Origin of the sequence: Microcoleus sp. S13_C5 (assembly GCF_036700845.1) — a bacterium.
In the GTDB taxonomy this organism is placed as follows: Bacteria; Cyanobacteriota; Cyanobacteriia; order Cyanobacteriales; family Microcoleaceae; genus Microcoleus.
Genome location: NZ_JAUBPR010000033.1, coordinates 21,615 through 39,465, shown reverse-complemented (window position 1 = coordinate 39,465; position 17,851 = coordinate 21,615). Strand labels below are relative to the sequence as shown.

At 46.3% G+C, this 17,851-nt stretch carries 15 protein-coding genes and 1 pseudogene; 7 read left to right on the top strand and 9 right to left on the bottom strand.

The features are described from left to right. Window positions 1–38: 38 nt before the first annotated feature. Window positions 39–571, bottom strand: a pseudogene (locus QUA04_RS11780) (GNAT family N-acetyltransferase). Window positions 572–780: 209 nt separating this feature from the next. On the opposite strand from QUA04_RS11780, the gene QUA04_RS11775 reads away from it, so the two are divergent. Further along, window positions 781–2,832 carry an ABC transporter ATP-binding protein gene (locus tag QUA04_RS11775; protein ID WP_333257061.1) on the top strand — a complete coding sequence of 684 codons (2,052 nt, stop codon included), beginning with the start codon at window positions 781–783 and terminating at the stop codon, window positions 2,830–2,832. Window positions 2,833–3,007: 175 nt separating this feature from the next. Here the strand turns inward: QUA04_RS11775 and QUA04_RS11770 are convergent, their stop codons facing one another. From QUA04_RS11770 to QUA04_RS11750, 5 genes are all read right to left on the bottom strand, one after another. Continuing rightward, window positions 3,008–3,226: a hypothetical protein gene (locus QUA04_RS11770; protein WP_172184703.1), complete on the bottom strand. Its 219-nt coding sequence runs from the start codon at window positions 3,224–3,226 to the stop codon at window positions 3,008–3,010. A 144-nt stretch (window positions 3,227–3,370) separates the two neighbouring features. Next, window positions 3,371–4,588 (bottom strand): DNA double-strand break repair nuclease NurA, encoded by a 1,218-nt coding sequence (locus tag QUA04_RS11765; RefSeq protein WP_333257058.1) that lies wholly within the window; start codon window positions 4,586–4,588, stop codon window positions 3,371–3,373. 408 nt (window positions 4,589–4,996) lie between these two features. After that, the gene (locus QUA04_RS11760) at window positions 4,997–5,791 is read right to left on the bottom strand and encodes an HAD family hydrolase (protein ID WP_333257055.1); all 795 of its coding nucleotides are present in this window, start codon (window positions 5,789–5,791) and stop codon (window positions 4,997–4,999) included. Window positions 5,792–6,001: 210 nt separating this feature from the next. Next, on the bottom strand, window positions 6,002–6,736 hold the full coding sequence (locus QUA04_RS11755; RefSeq protein ID WP_333257053.1) for a DUF928 domain-containing protein: 735 nt from the start codon (window positions 6,734–6,736) through the stop codon (window positions 6,002–6,004). A 141-nt stretch (window positions 6,737–6,877) separates the two neighbouring features. Beyond that, entirely contained in the window at window positions 6,878–7,618 is a 741-nt protein-coding gene (locus QUA04_RS11750; RefSeq protein ID WP_333257049.1) for a DUF928 domain-containing protein, read from the bottom strand. An 847-nt stretch (window positions 7,619–8,465) separates the two neighbouring features. Here QUA04_RS11750 and QUA04_RS11745 point away from each other — a divergent pair. The 4 genes from QUA04_RS11745 (at window position 8,466) to malQ (ending at window position 13,359) form a co-directional block, all read left to right on the top strand. Next, a complete protein-coding gene (locus tag QUA04_RS11745) occupies window positions 8,466–10,253 on the top strand; it encodes a CHASE2 domain-containing protein (protein ID WP_333257046.1) in 1,788 nt (595 codons plus the stop codon). 74 nt (window positions 10,254–10,327) lie between these two features. Continuing rightward, entirely contained in the window at window positions 10,328–11,086 is a 759-nt protein-coding gene (locus tag QUA04_RS11740; RefSeq protein WP_333257043.1) for a MinD/ParA family protein, read from the top strand. Window positions 11,087–11,261: 175 nt separating this feature from the next. After that, window positions 11,262–11,387 (top strand): photosystem II protein Y, encoded by a 126-nt coding sequence (locus QUA04_RS11735; RefSeq protein WP_333179230.1) that lies wholly within the window; start codon window positions 11,262–11,264, stop codon window positions 11,385–11,387. A 463-nt stretch (window positions 11,388–11,850) separates the two neighbouring features. Beyond that, complete coding sequence (malQ, locus tag QUA04_RS11730; RefSeq protein ID WP_333257038.1) at window positions 11,851–13,359, top strand: 4-alpha-glucanotransferase; 1,509 nt, start codon at window positions 11,851–11,853, stop codon at window positions 13,357–13,359. Window positions 13,360–13,496: 137 nt separating this feature from the next. Here the strand turns inward: malQ and QUA04_RS11725 are convergent, their stop codons facing one another. Both QUA04_RS11725 and QUA04_RS11720 read right to left on the bottom strand, forming a co-directional pair. Further along, entirely contained in the window at window positions 13,497–14,378 is an 882-nt protein-coding gene (locus QUA04_RS11725) for a RodZ domain-containing protein (protein WP_333257036.1), read from the bottom strand. Next, the gene (locus QUA04_RS11720) at window positions 14,375–15,169 is read right to left on the bottom strand and encodes a pseudouridine synthase (protein ID WP_333257093.1); all 795 of its coding nucleotides are present in this window, start codon (window positions 15,167–15,169) and stop codon (window positions 14,375–14,377) included. The genes QUA04_RS11725 and QUA04_RS11720 overlap by 4 nt, the downstream gene beginning before the upstream one ends. Before the next feature lie 143 nt (window positions 15,170–15,312). Here QUA04_RS11720 and QUA04_RS11715 point away from each other — a divergent pair, with 143 nt between their 5' ends. Both QUA04_RS11715 and QUA04_RS11710 read left to right on the top strand, forming a co-directional pair. Next, window positions 15,313–15,438 (top strand): hypothetical protein, encoded by a 126-nt coding sequence (locus QUA04_RS11715; RefSeq protein ID WP_333257033.1) that lies wholly within the window; start codon window positions 15,313–15,315, stop codon window positions 15,436–15,438. A 345-nt stretch (window positions 15,439–15,783) separates the two neighbouring features. Next, the gene (locus QUA04_RS11710; protein WP_333257030.1) at window positions 15,784–16,575 is read left to right on the top strand and encodes a DUF2993 domain-containing protein; all 792 of its coding nucleotides are present in this window, start codon (window positions 15,784–15,786) and stop codon (window positions 16,573–16,575) included. A gap of 206 nt (window positions 16,576–16,781) precedes the next feature. Here the strand turns inward: QUA04_RS11710 and QUA04_RS11705 are convergent, their stop codons facing one another. Further along, a complete protein-coding gene (locus QUA04_RS11705; protein WP_333257027.1) occupies window positions 16,782–17,699 on the bottom strand; it encodes a phosphatidate cytidylyltransferase in 918 nt (305 codons plus the stop codon). Window positions 17,700–17,851: the final 152 nt, after the last annotated feature.

Here is a 17,851-nt window from a genome sequence, read left to right as displayed (position 1 = left end):
GATACCATTCTTGATAAGTATTGCTACAAAAATTTTGGTTAGATTTCCTTCCTCAACTCAACTACTTTTGACTGGTAGATTTTTCGCGAGATTGAATAATATACTCGATCGGAATGGTCGAGGTTATACTGGTATCTCATCCCCACTTTTTCCATTACCCGTCGCGAGGCTCTGTTTTCGGTATGTGCAACAGCGACGATTTTTTCTAGTTTCAATACTTCAAATCCATACTTAAGGCTAGCCGCTGCAACTTCCGATGCTAAACCTTTCCCCAATAAACTTTTGCTAACACGTAACCGACTTCTACTTCAGGTGTTTTGCCTAAGAAGCGAAGCCCCCCGTCGCCGATCAATTGGTTATTTTCTTTATTGACAACAGCCCACAAACCGAAAGCGTGTTTTTCCCAATCTGCGATTATCCCAAATAAATCTGCTGCTGTTTCTTCTCTATTTCTGACGCCTTCGCTCAAATACTTCATCACTTCTGAATCGCTGTAGATGCGGTACAGATCATCTAAGTCGTCTGGTGTAAATTGTCTCAGATACAATCGGGCTGTCTCTATCTCTTGCATGATAAATATAAGTTCTACCAGTAGATTATAATACCAGTTTTGTCAGCCTACAAACATTTTGGTTGGGTTTCGTTCTTCAACCCAACCTGCTGTTACAAGAAAACACTCTTTGTGAAACAGGCAAGATGCCTGTTACTGATAGTAGTGCCAAATATTCATTTTATTTGTTACAATTATTAACTAGATATATTGTACAGTTTTTGCCATCAATGACTATTTCCTCACCAGTAGCAGACACCAAAAACAGATCCGGCCAGGAAACAGACTGGCGGTTATTCATGAGGTTGGCATCTTACGCAACCCGCAGCAAACGCTTGCTGATTATTTCGATCGCACTATTAGTACCGCTAGCAGTCTCAGGAGCAATTCAACCCATTCTCATCGGACAGGCAATTTCGGTAATTCGCTCGGAACCTACCTACGAATTCTTGCGGGGATTGCCTCTATCTGCTGCATTGAATATTTTGGCTATTTTGCTCATGCTAACTATAACACTTAGATTAGCACTGCAATCAGTTCAAGGCTATTTAGTCACGAAGGTAGGGCAAATAATTACTACAGATATTAGAAATGATTTGTTCGCGCACGTCACATCGCTAGCAGTGAGATTTTTCGATCGCACTCCTGTAGGTAAATTGATGACTCGCCTCACCAGCGATGTGGAAGCTTTGGGAGAGGTGTTCTCTTCTGGGGCGATCGGCATTGTCAGCGATTTATTTTCAATTTTAGTAATTGCCATTTTCATGTTTACCATGCAGTGGCAACTAGCTTTAATGTTGGTGCTGATGATGATACCAATTACCGCAGTCATAGTTTATTTCCAGTACCAATATCGCATAGCAAATTACACTACCAGAGAAGAACTGTCCGATCTCAACGCCCAACTGCAAGAAAACCTGACTGGTATTGGCGTAGTGCAGCTATTCCGCCGCGAAAGATTCAACTCAGAATTGTTTCGCGTCACGAATAAACGCTACATTAAAGCAGTTGACAAAACTATATTTTACGACTCAGCCGTATCTGCGACATTAGAATGGATTGCTTTAGTAGCGATTGCAGCCGTTTTGTGGATGGGGGGTCAAAGGGTTTTAGCCGGTAATCTTAACTTCGGTACTCTATCGGCATTCATTTTATTTGCTCAGCGTCTCTTCGATCCGCTTCGGCAATTTGCTGAGAAATTCACTGCAATTCAAGCAGGATTTACCGCCGTAGAACGGATTAGCGATATTCTTAACGAACCGATCGAAATTAAAGATCCAACTAGCGGGAAGAAGGAAGAAGGAAGAGGGAAGAAGGAAGAAGGAAGAGGGAAGAGGGAAGAAGGAAGAAGGGCAGGTTATTCACCGTTGTTGATAACTGGACATCCAGAGGCAACGGCTTACAACTTGTCTCCGTTCGATCGAGAATTGGCAGATAATCATCAAAATCCAGCAAGTTCAGAATATCGTTTAGTGCCTAACAATCCCCAATCACCCCCCGCCAACCCCACATTGCTAAGGGGGGGAGAAAATGCCAAATCGCAGAATTCAGAATCGGGAGAAATCCAATTTGACAACGTGTGGTTTGCTTACAAACAAGACGAATATGTCCTGCAAAACCTCAATTTCACCATCAAATCCGGCGAAAAAGTAGCATTAGTTGGCCCCACTGGTGCGGGCAAAAGTTCGATTATCCGTCTCCTGTGCCGCCTTTACGAACCTAGCCGAGGACGGATTCTGGTTAATCATGTCGATATTCGGGATTTGCCTCAAGCAGAGTTACGCAGGCACATAGGCGTGATTATCCAAGATGGCTTTCTATTTGCTGGTGACGTGAAGAGCAATATCAGCCTGGGAGAAAGTTACTCGATTGAGGAAATTCAAGCAGCAGCAGAAAAGACAAATGTTGCCCGTTTAATCGAACAGTTGCCTCAAGGTTATGATACACAATTGCGGGAACGGGGAACCAATCTTTCGGGGGGACAAAAGCAATTATTAGCGTTTGCTCGCGCCGCTATTCGCAATCCCAGTATTTTAGTTCTAGACGAGGCAACTGCTAGTTTGGATGTGGGGACGGAAGCTTTAATTCAAGAAGCTCTAGAGCGTTTGATGGTGGACAGAACGGCGATTATTATTGCCCACAGGCTCTCGACTATCCGAAATGTCGATCGTATTTTAGTGCTCAAACGTGGGCAGTTAGTAGAATCTGGTAGCCACGAAGAGTTGTTGCAGCTAGAAGGGTTGTATGCCAGTTTGTACAAGTTGCAAATGCTGGGAAGTTAATATCTGAAGGAAGAAGGAAGTTCGGCAACGGATTCGCTCGACGGATGTAACGGATGTAACGGATGTCAGTCCGATGTCCGTCGGAAGAGGGAAAATTCTCGGAATCCTCAGATACCTGGCTTCTGGAAGAAGTCGGGTATCTAAAAGAATCTCAAATCTCAAATCTTAAATCGGATCACTTGCCCGAAATCATTTTCCCCAGGGTTTCCGGCAAGTGAATTATATGTTGGAAAAGCTGATTTGGACCGATGCCAAACAATAACTGCATCGCCAGCACAATTGCTGCTAAAGCAATCGCTGTCCCGATGCTGGCTTTCAACACTTTAAAAGCCCAATTAAACACCAGCCAAGATACAAGTAACGAGGCAATTAAGATAATTAGTTCTATTGGCATATAACATTTTTAACTCTATTTAAAGTCTACATAACTTACGCAGCAATACCAAAGCTACCGGGTTTTTTATCTGTGTTAAAGGCTTAAATGCAATATTTCCGTAAAAACCCGGTTTCTGCGTCCAAGATTACTCTACTTATTACTTTAAGCAATACTGCCGCGCTTCCGTGTTTCCTTATAAGAAATTCCGACATTTTTTAAGCCGGCTTTAATCATTTGCTGCTCTAACAAAGCGAAAAAGCGACTTCGATCGCCCCCCGTGACTACCGCTTGATTGTGAGCTTCTGCTAGCGTCACCGGATACCCGCCGCCTTTGTGTACTTGAGCCAGCATCATTCCTAATGCTAAATCTAGCTGTGCTGTATCTTGTGCTACCCATTCCGGCACTTCTATTCTAGCAATTTCTGTGCCGACGTGAACGTAACAGAAATAGACGGAATTAACGCCGTACAAATCTAAAATGCGAGCTTGGGATTTCCACAAAGGGCTTCTTTGTCCCGGTGACAGGATTGTTGCCCACAAGATGGCATCCCGCAAAGGTTCAAATTCTTGACAAGGTGCTTTTTCGGCGAAAGAAATTGTGGCTGCAAATCCAACGTTCGGGCAATTTGTCATGCAGTCTGGTACTTCGTGGGTGCAAGCTTCAAACCGCAAAAAAGATAAGCTTTCGCTGCTGCGAGAAGCGCTTAAGTATCCTAACAGCGGAATTCCTGCTAAACGCAACTTGTCCCAAGCTTCTAAAATTGGCAGCAAAATTTGATCGCGCGCATCGGTGGGTAACTGTTCCAAAAACCAATAAATCAGGGAACCGTCTACCATTGCTAAAGCTGGCGCGGGCAATTTATTGTCGTTAACTTTTGCCCAATTACAGCCCATTTCTGCTAAGGCAATTGCTTCGGAAACTGCGCGCCGGTATCCCATCCATTCTTCGGTTCTAATTCCCCACTGTCGCGAACCGTACAAGTCTTCGGGTTTGTAGAAAACCTCCGGCACGCTGTCTAAAACTGGGTGGCGACTTTGCCCGTAGTGCAGCATGACGGTGCCGACGTTTAGCAGGTAGCAGTAGGCTATTTCGTGATGGTTGGGGGAAATTTGCGAGCCGTCTGTGGCAAAGACTGTGTGAGCTGCGGGGGGTGCGGTAATGTAGGTGCGATCGGACAATGGCTCGATCGGCGTGGCAGCATTGAATAATGTGCGATCGCGCCAATTCTCTTGCAATTCCACCAATTTTTCCTGTTCCGCTGCAGCCTTTACCAGCAAATTCTGAGCCACTTCCAAACGTTGGCGAGCCGCGTGAGCTTCCACATTCAAATGTTGGCTCATTCCCTGCATTGCCTTGGCTGCTTTAGTTAAATCGAGCATGGGTTTTAAGTCTCAATATTAGAAAACTTTCAAGCTGAGAAATTATCAAAACACTTTTCAATTTTTTGGTTCCGAAGCTTGTTTTTTTGTCAGACAGGCGGTTTGATCGACTAAAACACTTCGTGCGCGCCCCCATAAATAGTAAAATAACCTGGTTTTTGAGGTCAAGATTACCTGCAATAGTCTATGAAAAAAAACATTTTTTTTGTCGATAGCCTTGCTTTTTTGAGGAGTATCTGTTATATTTATCTTATAATGGGATGGTAGCAAAAATATTATTTTTGCCACCATCCCATTATATTAAAATACCATGTCTGCGCCGCAAAAGTCAACAAAAAAGATGTAAAATTTTGTGATTTTTTTGACTCTGAAAAGCGAAAAAAATCACAAGTGTAAACAAATCTAACATCAACATTCGAGCGGCAGCCAATCGGCAAAATCTCCGGCAAACTGCGACAGAGAAAGCAATTGAACTGGTGGATTTTGAGCCACAGATTCCCGTTCTGGCAAAGTATTGTAACCCCAATCAGCCAAAAATAACCTCACCTGAGATAAATCCGGCTGCTGCTTTACCGACAGCAAAGTTTTTAACCGATCTTCGACAAACCAAATAGTCGAATCTTTGCCAGACGCTGCCAAAAATTCCCGCAAAATTTGGTGTTTCGGCTTGTTGTATTCCTTGCCAAAAATCAACTCCGACGGCATTTCTACGCCTGCTAGCTGCAAAAGCTCCCGCACAAAACGGCCTTCCTTTGTAGTGACGATCGCCACTTTCACCGCACTCTCCTGCAACGAGTGCAAGCGATCTGCAACCCCTGGATAAAAGCGGTGCAAAGACAGCCACCCAGCTAAATCCTCAGCAATCCAATTATCGCGCAATCCGTCTAACATAGCACCGACCGACTGCGCTTTTAAATTATTTTCGGTCAACAAATACGGTACTATATTGGGCCACTCTAGCAAAATTTGCTCTGGGGAAATTCCTGTCAGTAGTGCGCGGATCAGCAGCGGCATTTCCCAACCGGTTTCGATGGCGGGCCGCACTCGGTAAAAATTCACAGCTAAATCTGGATCTGGCACTGTTTCGACTGGTTTCCAGATTTGACAGTAGGTACGCCAAGCGGTTTGGAAATATTCGATTAGTCCGTCACAAATCACACCGTCAAAATCAAGAGCTAGAATTGTCGGAAAATTATTAGCCATCAGTGAATCGATTTTAGATTTTAGATTTGGGATTTTGGATTGAAGAAAGCGACCTCACGGATAAATCCTGGGACTGGTTATCGGATACTATTTTTTGGTTGTGCCAGGATAGAGACAGGGGCTTGTACCCTGGCTGCTTTCGGTCACTGGATTGAAGAATTGAAGAATTGACTATGCAAACAGTCAGCAATGATTGGTGAACAGTCGTTATTAAAAAGACTGAACTAGCGGTTGAGCGGCAATCGATTCTAGTCCTTGGGACTGCAACAATTGCGTCCACTCGGTCGTCAGCCGCGAATCATCGGGTGCGAGGCGCCGCATTTGGGCTAGAGTAGCAAGAGTTTCATACCAAATCCCATTTTTAGCATAAGCAATCACCTTAGCCATAGGGTCGGGATTTGCCAAATCGCTCTTGAGAGTTGCCTGCGGTTCAATTCGCTGCATCCATCCTTTAACAATATAATCTCCGGAACGCTCCAGAGGATCGCAAGCTAGTGCAAACGACCACACATATCGCTTACCAACCTCAATATTTTTTGTCTTGCCTTTCTCAGAAAGGCTAACTCCCACAATTCCGGGTTTGTCATTTTTGATAGTAGTTTCGTAGACTACTTCGGATTCATCTTCATTTAGCAAAACAAACTCTACTTGAGCTGCGGGTTGAGAAACATATACAAAAAATGTTGGCGATTCGGTTAGTGTTAAACCAATATTGCTTTCAGGTATTAAGGGAGTAATGGATAAACCTTCCCGCAACTGACAGCCTCGATGCGTCCCCCCTTGCCGGTTGTCGGGGGCTGTGACATCTGGGGGTTTGAAATTAACATTCTGACTCAGCAGAATGGGTGAAGGCACAGCCTGCATCGGTGTAAGCAAACTCGGGAGAGTAACGGCGATCGCCAATACAGTCATCACCAGTGCAGTAAAATGTATAAAACGTTTCATTTTTCCACCAACTTGTAGAAATATTTATAGAGCGCATCTCTACTGTTAAGCCGGAGTTTTAACCCCGGCCGCGATCGAGTAAATCGGTCAATTTTTACATCGCCATCGGCAGACCGACCAAATTTCCAGAAATAGCGAGATTTAAAGAGGCCCAACCAGCGGTTGAGCTGCAACAGATTCCAGTCCTTGGGACTGCAACAATTGCGTCCACTTGGCTGTCAGCCTCGCATCCCCCGGTGTCTGGCGTCGCATTTGGGCTAAAGTAGCGATAGTTTCGTACCAAATCCCATTTGTAGCGTAAACGTTGAGCCTAGTCATCGGGTCGGGATTTGCCAAATCGCTCTTGAGTGTTGCCTGCGGTTCAATTCGCTGCACGAACCCTTTAACAACTAAATCCGCCGATCGGTCTTCGGGGTCGCAAACCATCGAAAATGACCATACATATCGCTTGCCAACTTCAAGGGATTTTTTGTTATCCACGGTAGCAGGAATACTAACTCCAACAATCCCGGATTTGTCAAGTTTAAAGGTTTTTTCGTAGACCACTTTATCCTCCTTTTCCGTGAGCAAAGTAAACTCTATTTCGGACGAGGTGTTAGGAATATAGACAAAAATTGTGGGAGAATCTGTTAGGGTTAAACCGATATTAGTTGGAGGGACTAAAGGAGTAATAGATAAACCCGCTGGACATAGCTTGCTGCCGCGATGTGTCCCTCCTTGTCGGTTGCCGGGGGCTGTTACGTCGGGAGGCTTGAAATTAACATTTTGACTCAGCAGAAGCGGCTGGGATTGTGCGCGCATCGGTGCAAGTGAACTGGGGACGGTAGCTGCGATCGCAGATACGGCGACGGCAAGTGTAGCCCGCTGTAGAAAACGTTTCATTTTGTTGTACCTTTCACTATAATTGCAAACACAGGCATTCGCTGATGGTGACAAATATTTTTGAGCTGCTAGTCGAGGGCGCAGATACACAATTTAAACCTTGACATATCATCAATAACATTAATTAATTCGAGCGGCAAGTGGATTCTCCGTCCGAAAAATCTGGTTGCCTAGGTCGCAAGTATCATTGAATACAGTTGCTCGCTACGTAATGTAAATTTTTGTAACAAAGTGGTCGGAGTTTCCGAGTGTTCTAAGATGGAGGAAGTCTCCTGCAGGCGGGAAATCTGAAACAACTGCTGTTCCAGAAACGAGTCAAACTTTTATGCTGGGATATTGACACTCTCGGTCCTGGAAGGACGAAGATTCTTTAGAAGAAGAAAAGACTCCGTAGTCAATTCTTGAACCATACTCACTCAATAAAGTTTTCACCATTTAAATGGTCAAGTATTTATGCGATACAATGTCACCAGTTCAATAGCTAGACAAGAGTTTTCTGCATCACGGCGGTGTCAATTGCCTCGCTTACTCTCCGGATTGCTCCCTTGAGCTTACCTAAATTCACACTCACTCTAGAAGTTTAACCCAGTCTAGGATTCAAGACTGGAACCTCATACTTCTATTTCGTTGTATCGGTTCAGTAGCTAACTTTTTTGTTTTTTTGATTCGCTCCCCAAACTTTCGCGGTCTGCTTGAACCTCTAGAAGTGCAATGCACGAATCAGGGGCTTCCCGATTTTCACGGTCAGGCTTCGATCTTTGCGTCTTTTTAACTATAAGAATTGTACCATTTGTAGGTGCGAAAATAAAGCCGTCCTAGAAGGACGGGGTTTCTACCCAATTTTCTGATGAGTAACCTATCTAACAAAATTCGATCAGCAGCGACTCAATTGAGTCAAAGGTATAAACCATCACTAACATTTGCTAAGTCTGTATTAATTGCCAGCGCGGCAGTAACATTATCCTTGATGGGGGCCAGACAGCTAGGAATACTCGAACCAATAGAATTAAGCGCTTACGACCAAATGGTGAGGTGGCGTCCCGATGAACAGCCAGACTCGCGCTTGCTAGTTGTGGGGATTACCGAAGCAGACATTCAGAAACTGAAACAGTGGCCGATATCCGATCGCAAAATAGCTGAAATCTTACAAAAACTCGAAAAAATGCAGCCAGCAGTAATCGGTTTAGATGTACTGCGAGACGTACCTTTAGGAGACGGGCGCGAGGAATTAACTAAATTTTTACAAAAAAGCGATCGAATTATTGGGGTATGTTTAGTCACCGACGGAAGCCCGGACAATCCCGGTTCTCCGCCTGCGCCGGGGCTGCCAGCAAACCGGGTGGGATTTGCAGATTTCGGAGTCGATCCAGGTGGCATACTCCGCAGGGCTTTATTATTTATGAAACCGCCGACAATTGAGGGCAACTCCTCGGCCCAAAAACATCTTTGCAATGACAATTCTCAAGTTTTAGCTTCCTTCAACTTGCAGCTAGCACTCCGCTACCTGCAAGGGCAAAAAATCTCTCCCCAACTTGCACCCGATAAATCTTTATGGCTGGGAAAAACCCAAATAAAACAACTAGCAAGCAATGACGGAGGATACACAAATGCCGATGTCAGGGGATATCAAATATTAATTAACTATCGTTCCAGGCGGCAAGTGGCCAACCAAGTCAGAATTACGGATGTTTTAGAAGGGAAAGTTGATCCGAATTTAGTTAAAGATAAAATAGTTCTCATCGGTTACACCACAGAAACAGTTAAAGATTTATTTTATACTCCTTACAGTGGGCGACAGCAAAGTAAGCAATTCATGCCGGGTATCGTGGCACACGCACAAGTAGTCAGCCAAATTTTGAGTGCAGTTTTAGACAAAAGACCGATGTTGTGGTTTTGGCCGGAATGGGCAGAAATCATGTGGATTTCGGCATGGTCAATTGTCGGAGGAACCTTGGCATCGCGGATGGCTCACCCAGCGAAGTTGACAGTGACATTCGCAGCACTGCTGTCCGGGTGCTGCGCGATAGGCTTTGGGATTTTTCTGTTAGGAGGGTGGGTGCCTCTGGCAGCGCCAGCCTTAGCATTAATCTTAACTGGCGGTAGCATTGTATCAGCCGAGAGATTTAATAAAGCTGGATACGGGAAAGCAATTAGCGATCGAGTAAAACAAGTCTTCAAAATCGAAATAGACCAAGCCAAAAAAGAACAGCAAGTCGCAGAAATCACAGAATCGGATTTCTTTAAAGAATTACAGCAAAAGAAAGATAAACTGAGGATTAGCAAACAAGAAACCTCTGAAAAAGCACCTTCCGAACCCCAAGAAATAACTGCCAGTACCCCAGAGCTTCCCAAGGCCGAAAGTCACACAGACGACTACCTAGCTCAGTTGCAGGAAAAAGCCAAACAGCATAAGCAGCGCGCCGCCGTGACTGAATCGGAAAGCAGCTCACAAACGGGTGCGATCGAGGCCGGCGGCGGTGCTAGTTCAGCCGAAACCAAAGCGGATGACGAGTTCAGCGATTTGCAAGCCAAAGCCAAACAGATGCGGCAGCGCAGGGGCGCACAAAAGAGCATAAAAGATGAAAAAATGGATAGTCTAACTGACAAGGAGGATTTGGGGGGCAAGGAAGAATGACCGACTACTCGACTGCATCGAGAATTGCATCATAATTATTGATTCTCGCCGTTTCTTACCCTCATACGCAGATCATGTCCAAAATCATCTCTGTCCACTCTTACCGGGGCGGAACAGGCAAATCGAACACGACAGCAAACCTCGCATCTATTATCGCTCGTGGCGGAAATCGAGTCGCCATTGTGGACACAGACATTCAATCACCGGGGATTCACGTGCTGTTCGGTTTCAGCGAGAGCAACATGGATCACTGCCTGAACGATTACCTGTGGGGCCGGTGTCCGATCGCGGATACGGCCTACAATGTGAGTTCGCTGCTGCCACCATTAGCCAGTAACGGCAACCTCTACCTGATTCCTTCGAGCATTAAAGCAGGGGAGATAGCGCGAGTTTTGCGCGAAGGCTACGACGTGGGACTGCTTACCGACGGCTTTCAAGAACTGATCGAGGTTTTGAACTTAGACTACCTGTTTATAGACACGCACCCGGGGCTCAACGAAGAAACCCTCCTCAGCATCACCATTTCCGATATCCTGCTGCTGATTCTGCGTCCAGATCAGCAAGATTTTCAGGGAACGGCTGTCACAGTAGATGTGGCCCGCAAATTAGAAGTTCCCAAGATTTTGATGACGATCAATAAAGCCCCAGAATCCTTGGATTTCGAGGATTTGAAGCAGCAAGTAGAGAGTATTTACAACATCCCAGTGGCAGGGGTACTGCCCCACAGCGACCAGATGATGCTGCTCGCCAGCAAGGGGGTGTTTGTGCTGCACTTCCCTAACGACCCTCTAACTAAAGTTGTCGAAGGGATTGCGAAACAGATTGTGGGATAATTGCTGCAGCGAATGCCGATCGCCCGCCCAGGAGTTTCGCTTTCGCTCTCAATTCTTGCGGAGCGATGTCCTCCTGCGTATCCCGAATATTTGGTTAAAGAGTCAAGAGAATGGCGACAAAATGAGATACAAATAGATTATGAGAATTTGTTAAAAAACTTTAGGAGGAGAACTCATGGATTTTGACTTCCGCATACTAATAGTATTGATGCCCGTATTGTTGGCGGGCGGCTGGGCTGCTTACAACATCGGCAGTATAGCTCTCAAACAAGTGCAGAAAATGTTGAACAAGCAAGCTTAAACTCAGCCTCTTTTCAGGTAACTCCACAGCCGACTGTTTTTTGAGATACAAAAACAGTCGGCTGATTTGTGCATTGGCTCTGCTTAAGTGATGGGTGATTTTTGGCGGGCAATTTACGACTGCAGAGAGATGGGGCGAAAACAAAAGAAAAGTTAGATTTAAAAATTAAGCAGAAACCGGGTACGCTCAAGCAAAATACTTTGTTGCAGCAAACGCGCCTGGGTAAAAAAACCTAGTTGCTAAAGCGAGGCGATCGCGTAACTCTGGATTTTGATCTTTTGGGTTCTACTCAGGAGTTTTGAGTAGAGTGCCATAAAATATTTGGTAAGCACCTTCTTGCAGAAAATATGAGACAATCACAAAAGTATTTGCCCTGACAATCGCCCTCAAAACTGCGAAGTTTAACTTGTAGGGAATATCGGTCAAATTGTCAATGTTTAATTCCTATATCTTTAGATAGATTATGCTTTTTCCCCGATCGAGCGGCATTTTACTCCACCCCACATCCTTTCCCAGTCGATTTGGCATGGGAGACATGGGAATAGAAGCATATCGCTTTATTGACTTTTTAGTAGAGAGCGACCAGCAATACTGGCAGGTATTGCCGCTGGGGCCGACAGGATACGGCAATTCTCCTTATTCGTGCTATTCAGCAATGGCGGGAAATCCGCTGCTGATCAACCCAGAACTGCTGCGGGACGACCAATTGCTCGCCGATGAAGACTTCGCTAATTTACCAGAATTTCCGCTCGATTATGTAGACTTCGAGCGGGCAATCGCCCTGAAAGTGCCTTTGCTCAAAAAAGCTTGCGAAAACTTCAAAGCCAAAGCATCGCCTGTGCAGCAAAAAGAATTCTCAGCTTTTTGCGAAAGCAAAGAGAATTGGCTGGAAGATTACGCCTTATTTATGGCACTAAAAGACAACTTTGGCGGTGTTAGCTGGAACAATTGGGAACCAGAAATTGCCCGTCGAGAACCAGAGTCTCTAGAGAAGTGGCGCCAGCAGCTAAATGCTGAGATTTATTACTACAAATACGTCCAGTTTGAGTTTTTTCGCCAGTGGACGGAGTTGAAACGCTATGCCAATCTGCGGGACATTAAAATTATTGGCGACATTCCGATTTATGTAGCTCACGACAGCGCGGATGTGTGGTCTCATCCAGAAATATTCTGCTTGGATGAAGCCACCGGAGAAGCAGCTTTAATGGCCGGAGTTCCCCCTGATTACTTCAGCAATACAGGTCAATTGTGGGGCAACCCAGTCTACAATTGGGAGAAGTTGCAAGCCAATAATTTCGAGTGGTGGGTGCAGCGTTTTGAAGCGATTTTCGCTTATGTAGACGTGACTCGGATCGACCACTTTCGAGGATTTGAGGCTTACTGGGCGGTGAAGCGCGGGCAAGAAACTGCTATGTACGGAGAGTGGATTAAAGCGCCGGGAACAGCTTTGTTGGATGTAATTAACGAAAAGTTTGGCAACTTGCCGATTATCGCTGAGGATTTAGGGGTAATTACTCCAGAAGTGGAAGCTTTGCGCGATCGGTTCGAGTTTCCGGGAATGAAGATTTTGCAGTTTGCTTTTAACTCCGGCCCGGGCGAGCCTTTTTTGCCTTTCAATTACGATCGCAACTGCGTAGTTTACACAGGCACTCACGACAACGACACGACTGTCGGATGGTTCAATCAACTGCAACACTACGAAAGAGATGACGTTTATCGTTATTTGGGCTGCATCGATCCCCAAGGAATTCACTGGTCTTTAATCCGCATGGGTTGGATGTCTGTTGCTAATTTGGCAATTGTGCCGTATCAAGACTTGTTGGGTTTGGGTACAGACGCGCGGATGAATTTTCCGGGGAAAGCAGAGGGAAATTGGGGATGGCGGTATCGACCTGAAGCTTTGAATTGGGAAGTGCGCGATCGGCTCAAAACTATGACTTACATCTCCGGGCGCGCTCCTAATAAACATTGATAGTGGAGGAGGGGTAGTTGGTAATGGGTAAGGGGTAATGGGTAAGAAGTCCATAAAGACGGACATTCTAATTAAAACCTGTGGACGGCCAGCTATTACCCATTACCCCTTACCCATTAACAATTACCAATTAACACTCAACCTTCATTTTTGGGCGGTGCTGAAGGCTTGAGTTCGTTTGCTTTAAAAACAACTTCTTTGGCGACTCCCGGATCTCCGAGTGGTTCGGCTTGTCCGTTATTAACAGCAACCATTACCCCGCCGGCGTTACCTGCTACTACTACCAATTGCTTTTGAGCCCCCCAGGTGCGAACAGTCCCGGTCGGCAAAGTTCCCTCAAACTCTGTTTTACCATCGACTTCAACCTGCATCCACGATTCTGCTTTAAAAGTGACGCTAACCATCACTGGTTTATTGCCAGATTTATTTAAATTTTGACCGGTTCTTACTGCTTCGACAGCCTCGTAACTATCCGGTTTCTGATTTTTTGAGGAGTTCGATGCCTCAGCAGCTAAACGGGCTTGTTCTTGCTGCCCAAGCCCTAGTTCTTCGGCTCCCGCACCGTTTTTTGCGGTAATAGAACCGCTCATCAACTGAGATAAGACATTGACCGAACAGATAATTAGAAATGTGTAAAAGAGGTAGAGGTGCATGGGCCGCAACTGAGGCCCATCTTGCCAGGATAGCTTGGTTCTCGATCGGGGCGGCGGTTCGATCGGGAAAAAGTCGGCAAACTGAGTTCCGTCCAAACCCATTGCTTCAGCGTAGCGCTTGATCAAACCCTGAGTGTAGACGGGCTCGGGAAGTTGGTCTAGTTGACCGTCCTCGATTGCTTGTAGCAGATTTCGCCGAATCATTGTTACCACGGCTACTTTGTCCAAACAAATCGACTGCTGTTCGCGGTACTGGCGGAGTTGAGTTCCAATTTCCGCTAGCTTCTTCTGAGCTGTTTCTGGCTCTTGGGAGTGCAGTTTCTGCTTAGTGGTTTTGAAGAATAAAAACAATAAATTCTTTGTCATATGCTGTGCTCCTGGGAATTTACTGGCACGCTTATTGATGTTAGGTTGACTAGATTCCATAAATAAATAATTTCCGCATCTTCTAGGGGTCGGCAGCAGCCTGGTGGCAATATTGGCGAACCGGGCCGCTGCAATTGAATCGGGCCGATGGCTGTGCGGTGCAGGCGCACCACGGGATATCCCAAGTGTTCGGCAGTTCGCCGAATCTGTCGGTTTCTGCCTTCTGATAGAATGACTTCTAACAGAGTTTGGTCTCGCGCGCGATCGATAACTTTAACTTTCGCGGGCAAAGTTTTTCTGCCGGACAAGATGATGCCCTGACGCCACGTTTGTAGTATGGGTTCCGGGGGATCGCCGCTCACCCAAACCTGATAAGTTTTGGCGATCAAGTGACGCGGATGGGTCAAACAAAATGTCAGCTTACCATCATTGGTGAGCAAGAGGGCGCCGGTGGAATCTGCATCTAAGCGTCCTACGGGGTGGATGCCTTGACCGGATCGCAGTTGTGGTGGCAGCAAGTCAAGAACTTTCGATCGGGCCCTTGGATCGCTGCAAGTAGAAACTACACCTGCCGGTTTGTTGAGCAACAGATAGACTTTTGCGGGTCGATCCGTTGGTTTCACCGGGACTCCATCGACTTGGATGAGATCGCGATCGGGATTCGCTTTTTCTCCTAAGCGAACAATATTGCCATTAACTCGGACTCGTCCAGCTACAATCATCTGTTCTGCAAGACGGCGAGAGGCAATGCCCCACTGGGCGAGGATTTTTTGCAGCCTTTCATCAGACATGACGGGAGTGTGGAAATCCCCAACGAGCCAGCGGTGGGGAGGAAACACGACACGGTTAATTGATTAACCGTACTAGCAATGCTGAATTCCTGGTGGGGAATAAATTATAATGCTGACCAATTATTACAGGACGGCCGGCAAGAGTGCAGATTGTCCTTGTGCCCGGTGCAGATTGTCCTGATGGCATGACCCTGAATGCTGTGCAAAAACTACGAGGAAAAGACTCGCGGCAGGCACAGGTTTGCACCGTTGGTTTGCGGCTGGTTTGAAAGGTGTGGGTCTGACCCGACCATAAACCAACACTACCATAAATCCCGTACTGCTGGTTAAATTTATACGCTCGATCGCGAATTTTTCATCGGGATCGCACAACTCGTGAACTACCCAAAGATCCCAAGGGGAGAGGTGAGAATTTTTCTGCTTCTGGCGTTGCTGATGCCAGATTTCTGCTTGATTTGCGAGTTAATCGGATTTGTATTGATACCCGGTTTCTCAGGAAAATCCGAGGTTGACAGCCGTATATCTGTGCAAAAACCAGGTTTTTGAGGCCGGATGTGCAAGTTCTAGTGAAATTTCTGTGCTTGAATATTAAGGTTTATATTCTGAAATTGTTTATGACTGTCGATCGAAACTCTCTTCAATTTGACAATAGAGATACCGCTGGTGGCTCTGGTGGGACTGTTAATCTCGGCGAGGAACCAGGGAGACCTTCGGCGAGTCCAGGCAGCCGGATCGCGAGCGCAGTGCTGTCTCCGGCTGTGCAGTTGTGGCTGCGATCGCAAGTTCAGCAGGTGGACGAGTTGAAGGTGAAAATTGAGGGGAGCGATCGACAAATCTTCAGCGGTGCGATCCCCAAAGTCACGGCTGCTGCTCGCGGTGCTGTGTATAAAGGACTACACCTAACTGAAGTTGCCATAGAGGGCTGCGGCATTCGCATCAACCTCGGTCAAGCTCTCAAAGGCCAACCCCTGCGCCTCCTGGAATCAGTTCCCGTGACAGGCGTTTTGAGGCTCAGCCAAGCGGATTTGAATGCGTCGCTGAAAGCGCCATTGCTTGCTGATGCTTTGAGCGAATTTTTGCTGCCAATGCTGCCGCTGACAGATAGGGAACAGTCGTTGAAGTTGCAAAATTCGCAGATTGCTATTGAGGCGGGTTTGTTAACGCTTTCGGCGACAATTTTGCGCGCTGGCGGTAGGCAAATTCCTTTGGTATTGCGGACTGGTTTGCGGATGGCTAGCGGTCGCGAATTGATGTTTGAAGCACCAGAAATCGAAATGGATGGAGAATTAAAGAGCAGTGATTTCAATGGTTTTAAAATTGATTTTGGGCCGGAAGTTGAGATAGAAGAGTTGATTTTGAGTCCGGGGGAGATTGTTTGTCGGGGAGGAATTAGAGTGTTGCCTTAGTTAGTTGACAGTTGACAGTTAACAGTTGACAGTTGACAGTTGACAGTTGACTTTAACCTGGTTCTTCGGTAGAGCCTGGGAATACATACCTAATGCCCTGTTTGGCCAATTCCCTGTTTGGCCAATTCCCAATGCCCTGTTTAGCCAGTGCCCCATGCCCTGTTTGGCCAATTCCCAATTCCCAATTCCCCATTCCCAATTACCGATTACCGATTAATTAAAAAAGAGTCGATCGCGGGCAAAAATAAAGTCACAAAATAGTAGACTAAGGGCGCGGTAAAAACATAACTGTCGGTGCGATCGAGAATGCCGCCGTGACCGGGGATCAACTGTCCCGAATCCTTAACACCGGCGTCTCGCTTCATCATCGACTCAGTTAAATCTCCCAACAAGCTAGCAACGCCAATCAATAGACCAAAAGCAGCCCCAGTATACGGCCACCCCGGCCAGTGTAAATACCAAGACCCAGCGACGGCCACGGCGATGCTGCCGCAAACTCCAAATACGGCACCTTCAACGGTTTTTTTGGGGCTGATGTGAGACAGGCTAGTGCGGCCGAAGAATTTGCCGACAAAATAAGCCCCAATGTCAGCGGCCCAGATGCAGAGGAAAGCCAGCAGCAGCGAAGTCAATCCTAAAGATATGTGGCTGGAAGTTGTCCAAGACGCCGGCGAGTAAATGTTAACGGGCAAATTGCTTGCTACTGCTTGCCCCAGTCCAGTTGTAGCAAGATTGGCTGGGTCGAGGCCGACTCGCAGCCGTATCCAATAGCTGGGCAAATAACCGCCGTAGAACAATCCTAAAATTGAGGAGGCAATATCGGCGATCGTCGATAATTTAGGTTGGAATAACAGGTAGAAACAAATTAAGGTTCCCGCTAAGGGGAACATGGCATCTACGAGTTCCGGTGCTAGGGCGGCAGTAATTAATAGCCCTTGACTGACGGCTAAGGTAGTTTTGGCAGCGGGTGCAATGCCTTTAGCCCTGGCTAATTGAAAATATTCCAATTGGCCTAGGTAGACGATGACTCCAAAGCCGACGGTGAAGTACCATCCGCCCATAATAATCATTCCCAAAGCAAGGGCGATCGCAACTATTCCACTCAGGATACGAGACCAAGGCATAAAATGAATTTCTCTTGCAGACGGCTGTGGATCATTCGGTTTTAGATTTTAGATTTTAGATTCTAGATTGACTCCATAGATGAATCTGGGAGATGGAACTAGGGTCTAAAACTTTGGGTAGCCCACGACGATTGTCGGCGGCTTGTATCCGT

Coding starts and splice junctions, on each gene's coding strand:
- QUA04_RS11745 (WP_333257046.1), top strand. CDS start 8,466: ATGAGTAACCTATCTAACAAAATTCGATCAGCAGCGACTCAATTGAGT.
- QUA04_RS11735 (WP_333179230.1), top strand. CDS start 11,262: ATGGATTTTGACTTCCGCATACTAATAGTATTGATGCCCGTATTGTTG.
- QUA04_RS11740 (WP_333257043.1), top strand. CDS start 10,328: ATGTCCAAAATCATCTCTGTCCACTCTTACCGGGGCGGAACAGGCAAA.
- QUA04_RS11710 (WP_333257030.1), top strand. CDS start 15,784: ATGACTGTCGATCGAAACTCTCTTCAATTTGACAATAGAGATACCGCT.
- QUA04_RS11770 (WP_172184703.1), bottom strand. CDS start 3,226: ATGCCAATAGAACTAATTATCTTAATTGCCTCGTTACTTGTATCTTGG.
- QUA04_RS11705 (WP_333257027.1), bottom strand. CDS start 17,699: ATGCCTTGGTCTCGTATCCTGAGTGGAATAGTTGCGATCGCCCTTGCT.
- QUA04_RS11755 (WP_333257053.1), bottom strand. CDS start 6,736: ATGAAACGTTTTATACATTTTACTGCACTGGTGATGACTGTATTGGCG.
- malQ (WP_333257038.1), top strand. CDS start 11,851: ATGCTTTTTCCCCGATCGAGCGGCATTTTACTCCACCCCACATCCTTT.
- QUA04_RS11775 (WP_333257061.1), top strand. CDS start 781: ATGACTATTTCCTCACCAGTAGCAGACACCAAAAACAGATCCGGCCAG.
- QUA04_RS11720 (WP_333257093.1), bottom strand. CDS start 15,169: ATGTCTGATGAAAGGCTGCAAAAAATCCTCGCCCAGTGGGGCATTGCC.
- QUA04_RS11725 (WP_333257036.1), bottom strand. CDS start 14,378: ATGACAAAGAATTTATTGTTTTTATTCTTCAAAACCACTAAGCAGAAA.
- QUA04_RS11760 (WP_333257055.1), bottom strand. CDS start 5,791: ATGGCTAATAATTTTCCGACAATTCTAGCTCTTGATTTTGACGGTGTG.
- QUA04_RS11765 (WP_333257058.1), bottom strand. CDS start 4,588: ATGCTCGATTTAACTAAAGCAGCCAAGGCAATGCAGGGAATGAGCCAA.
- QUA04_RS11750 (WP_333257049.1), bottom strand. CDS start 7,618: ATGAAACGTTTTCTACAGCGGGCTACACTTGCCGTCGCCGTATCTGCG.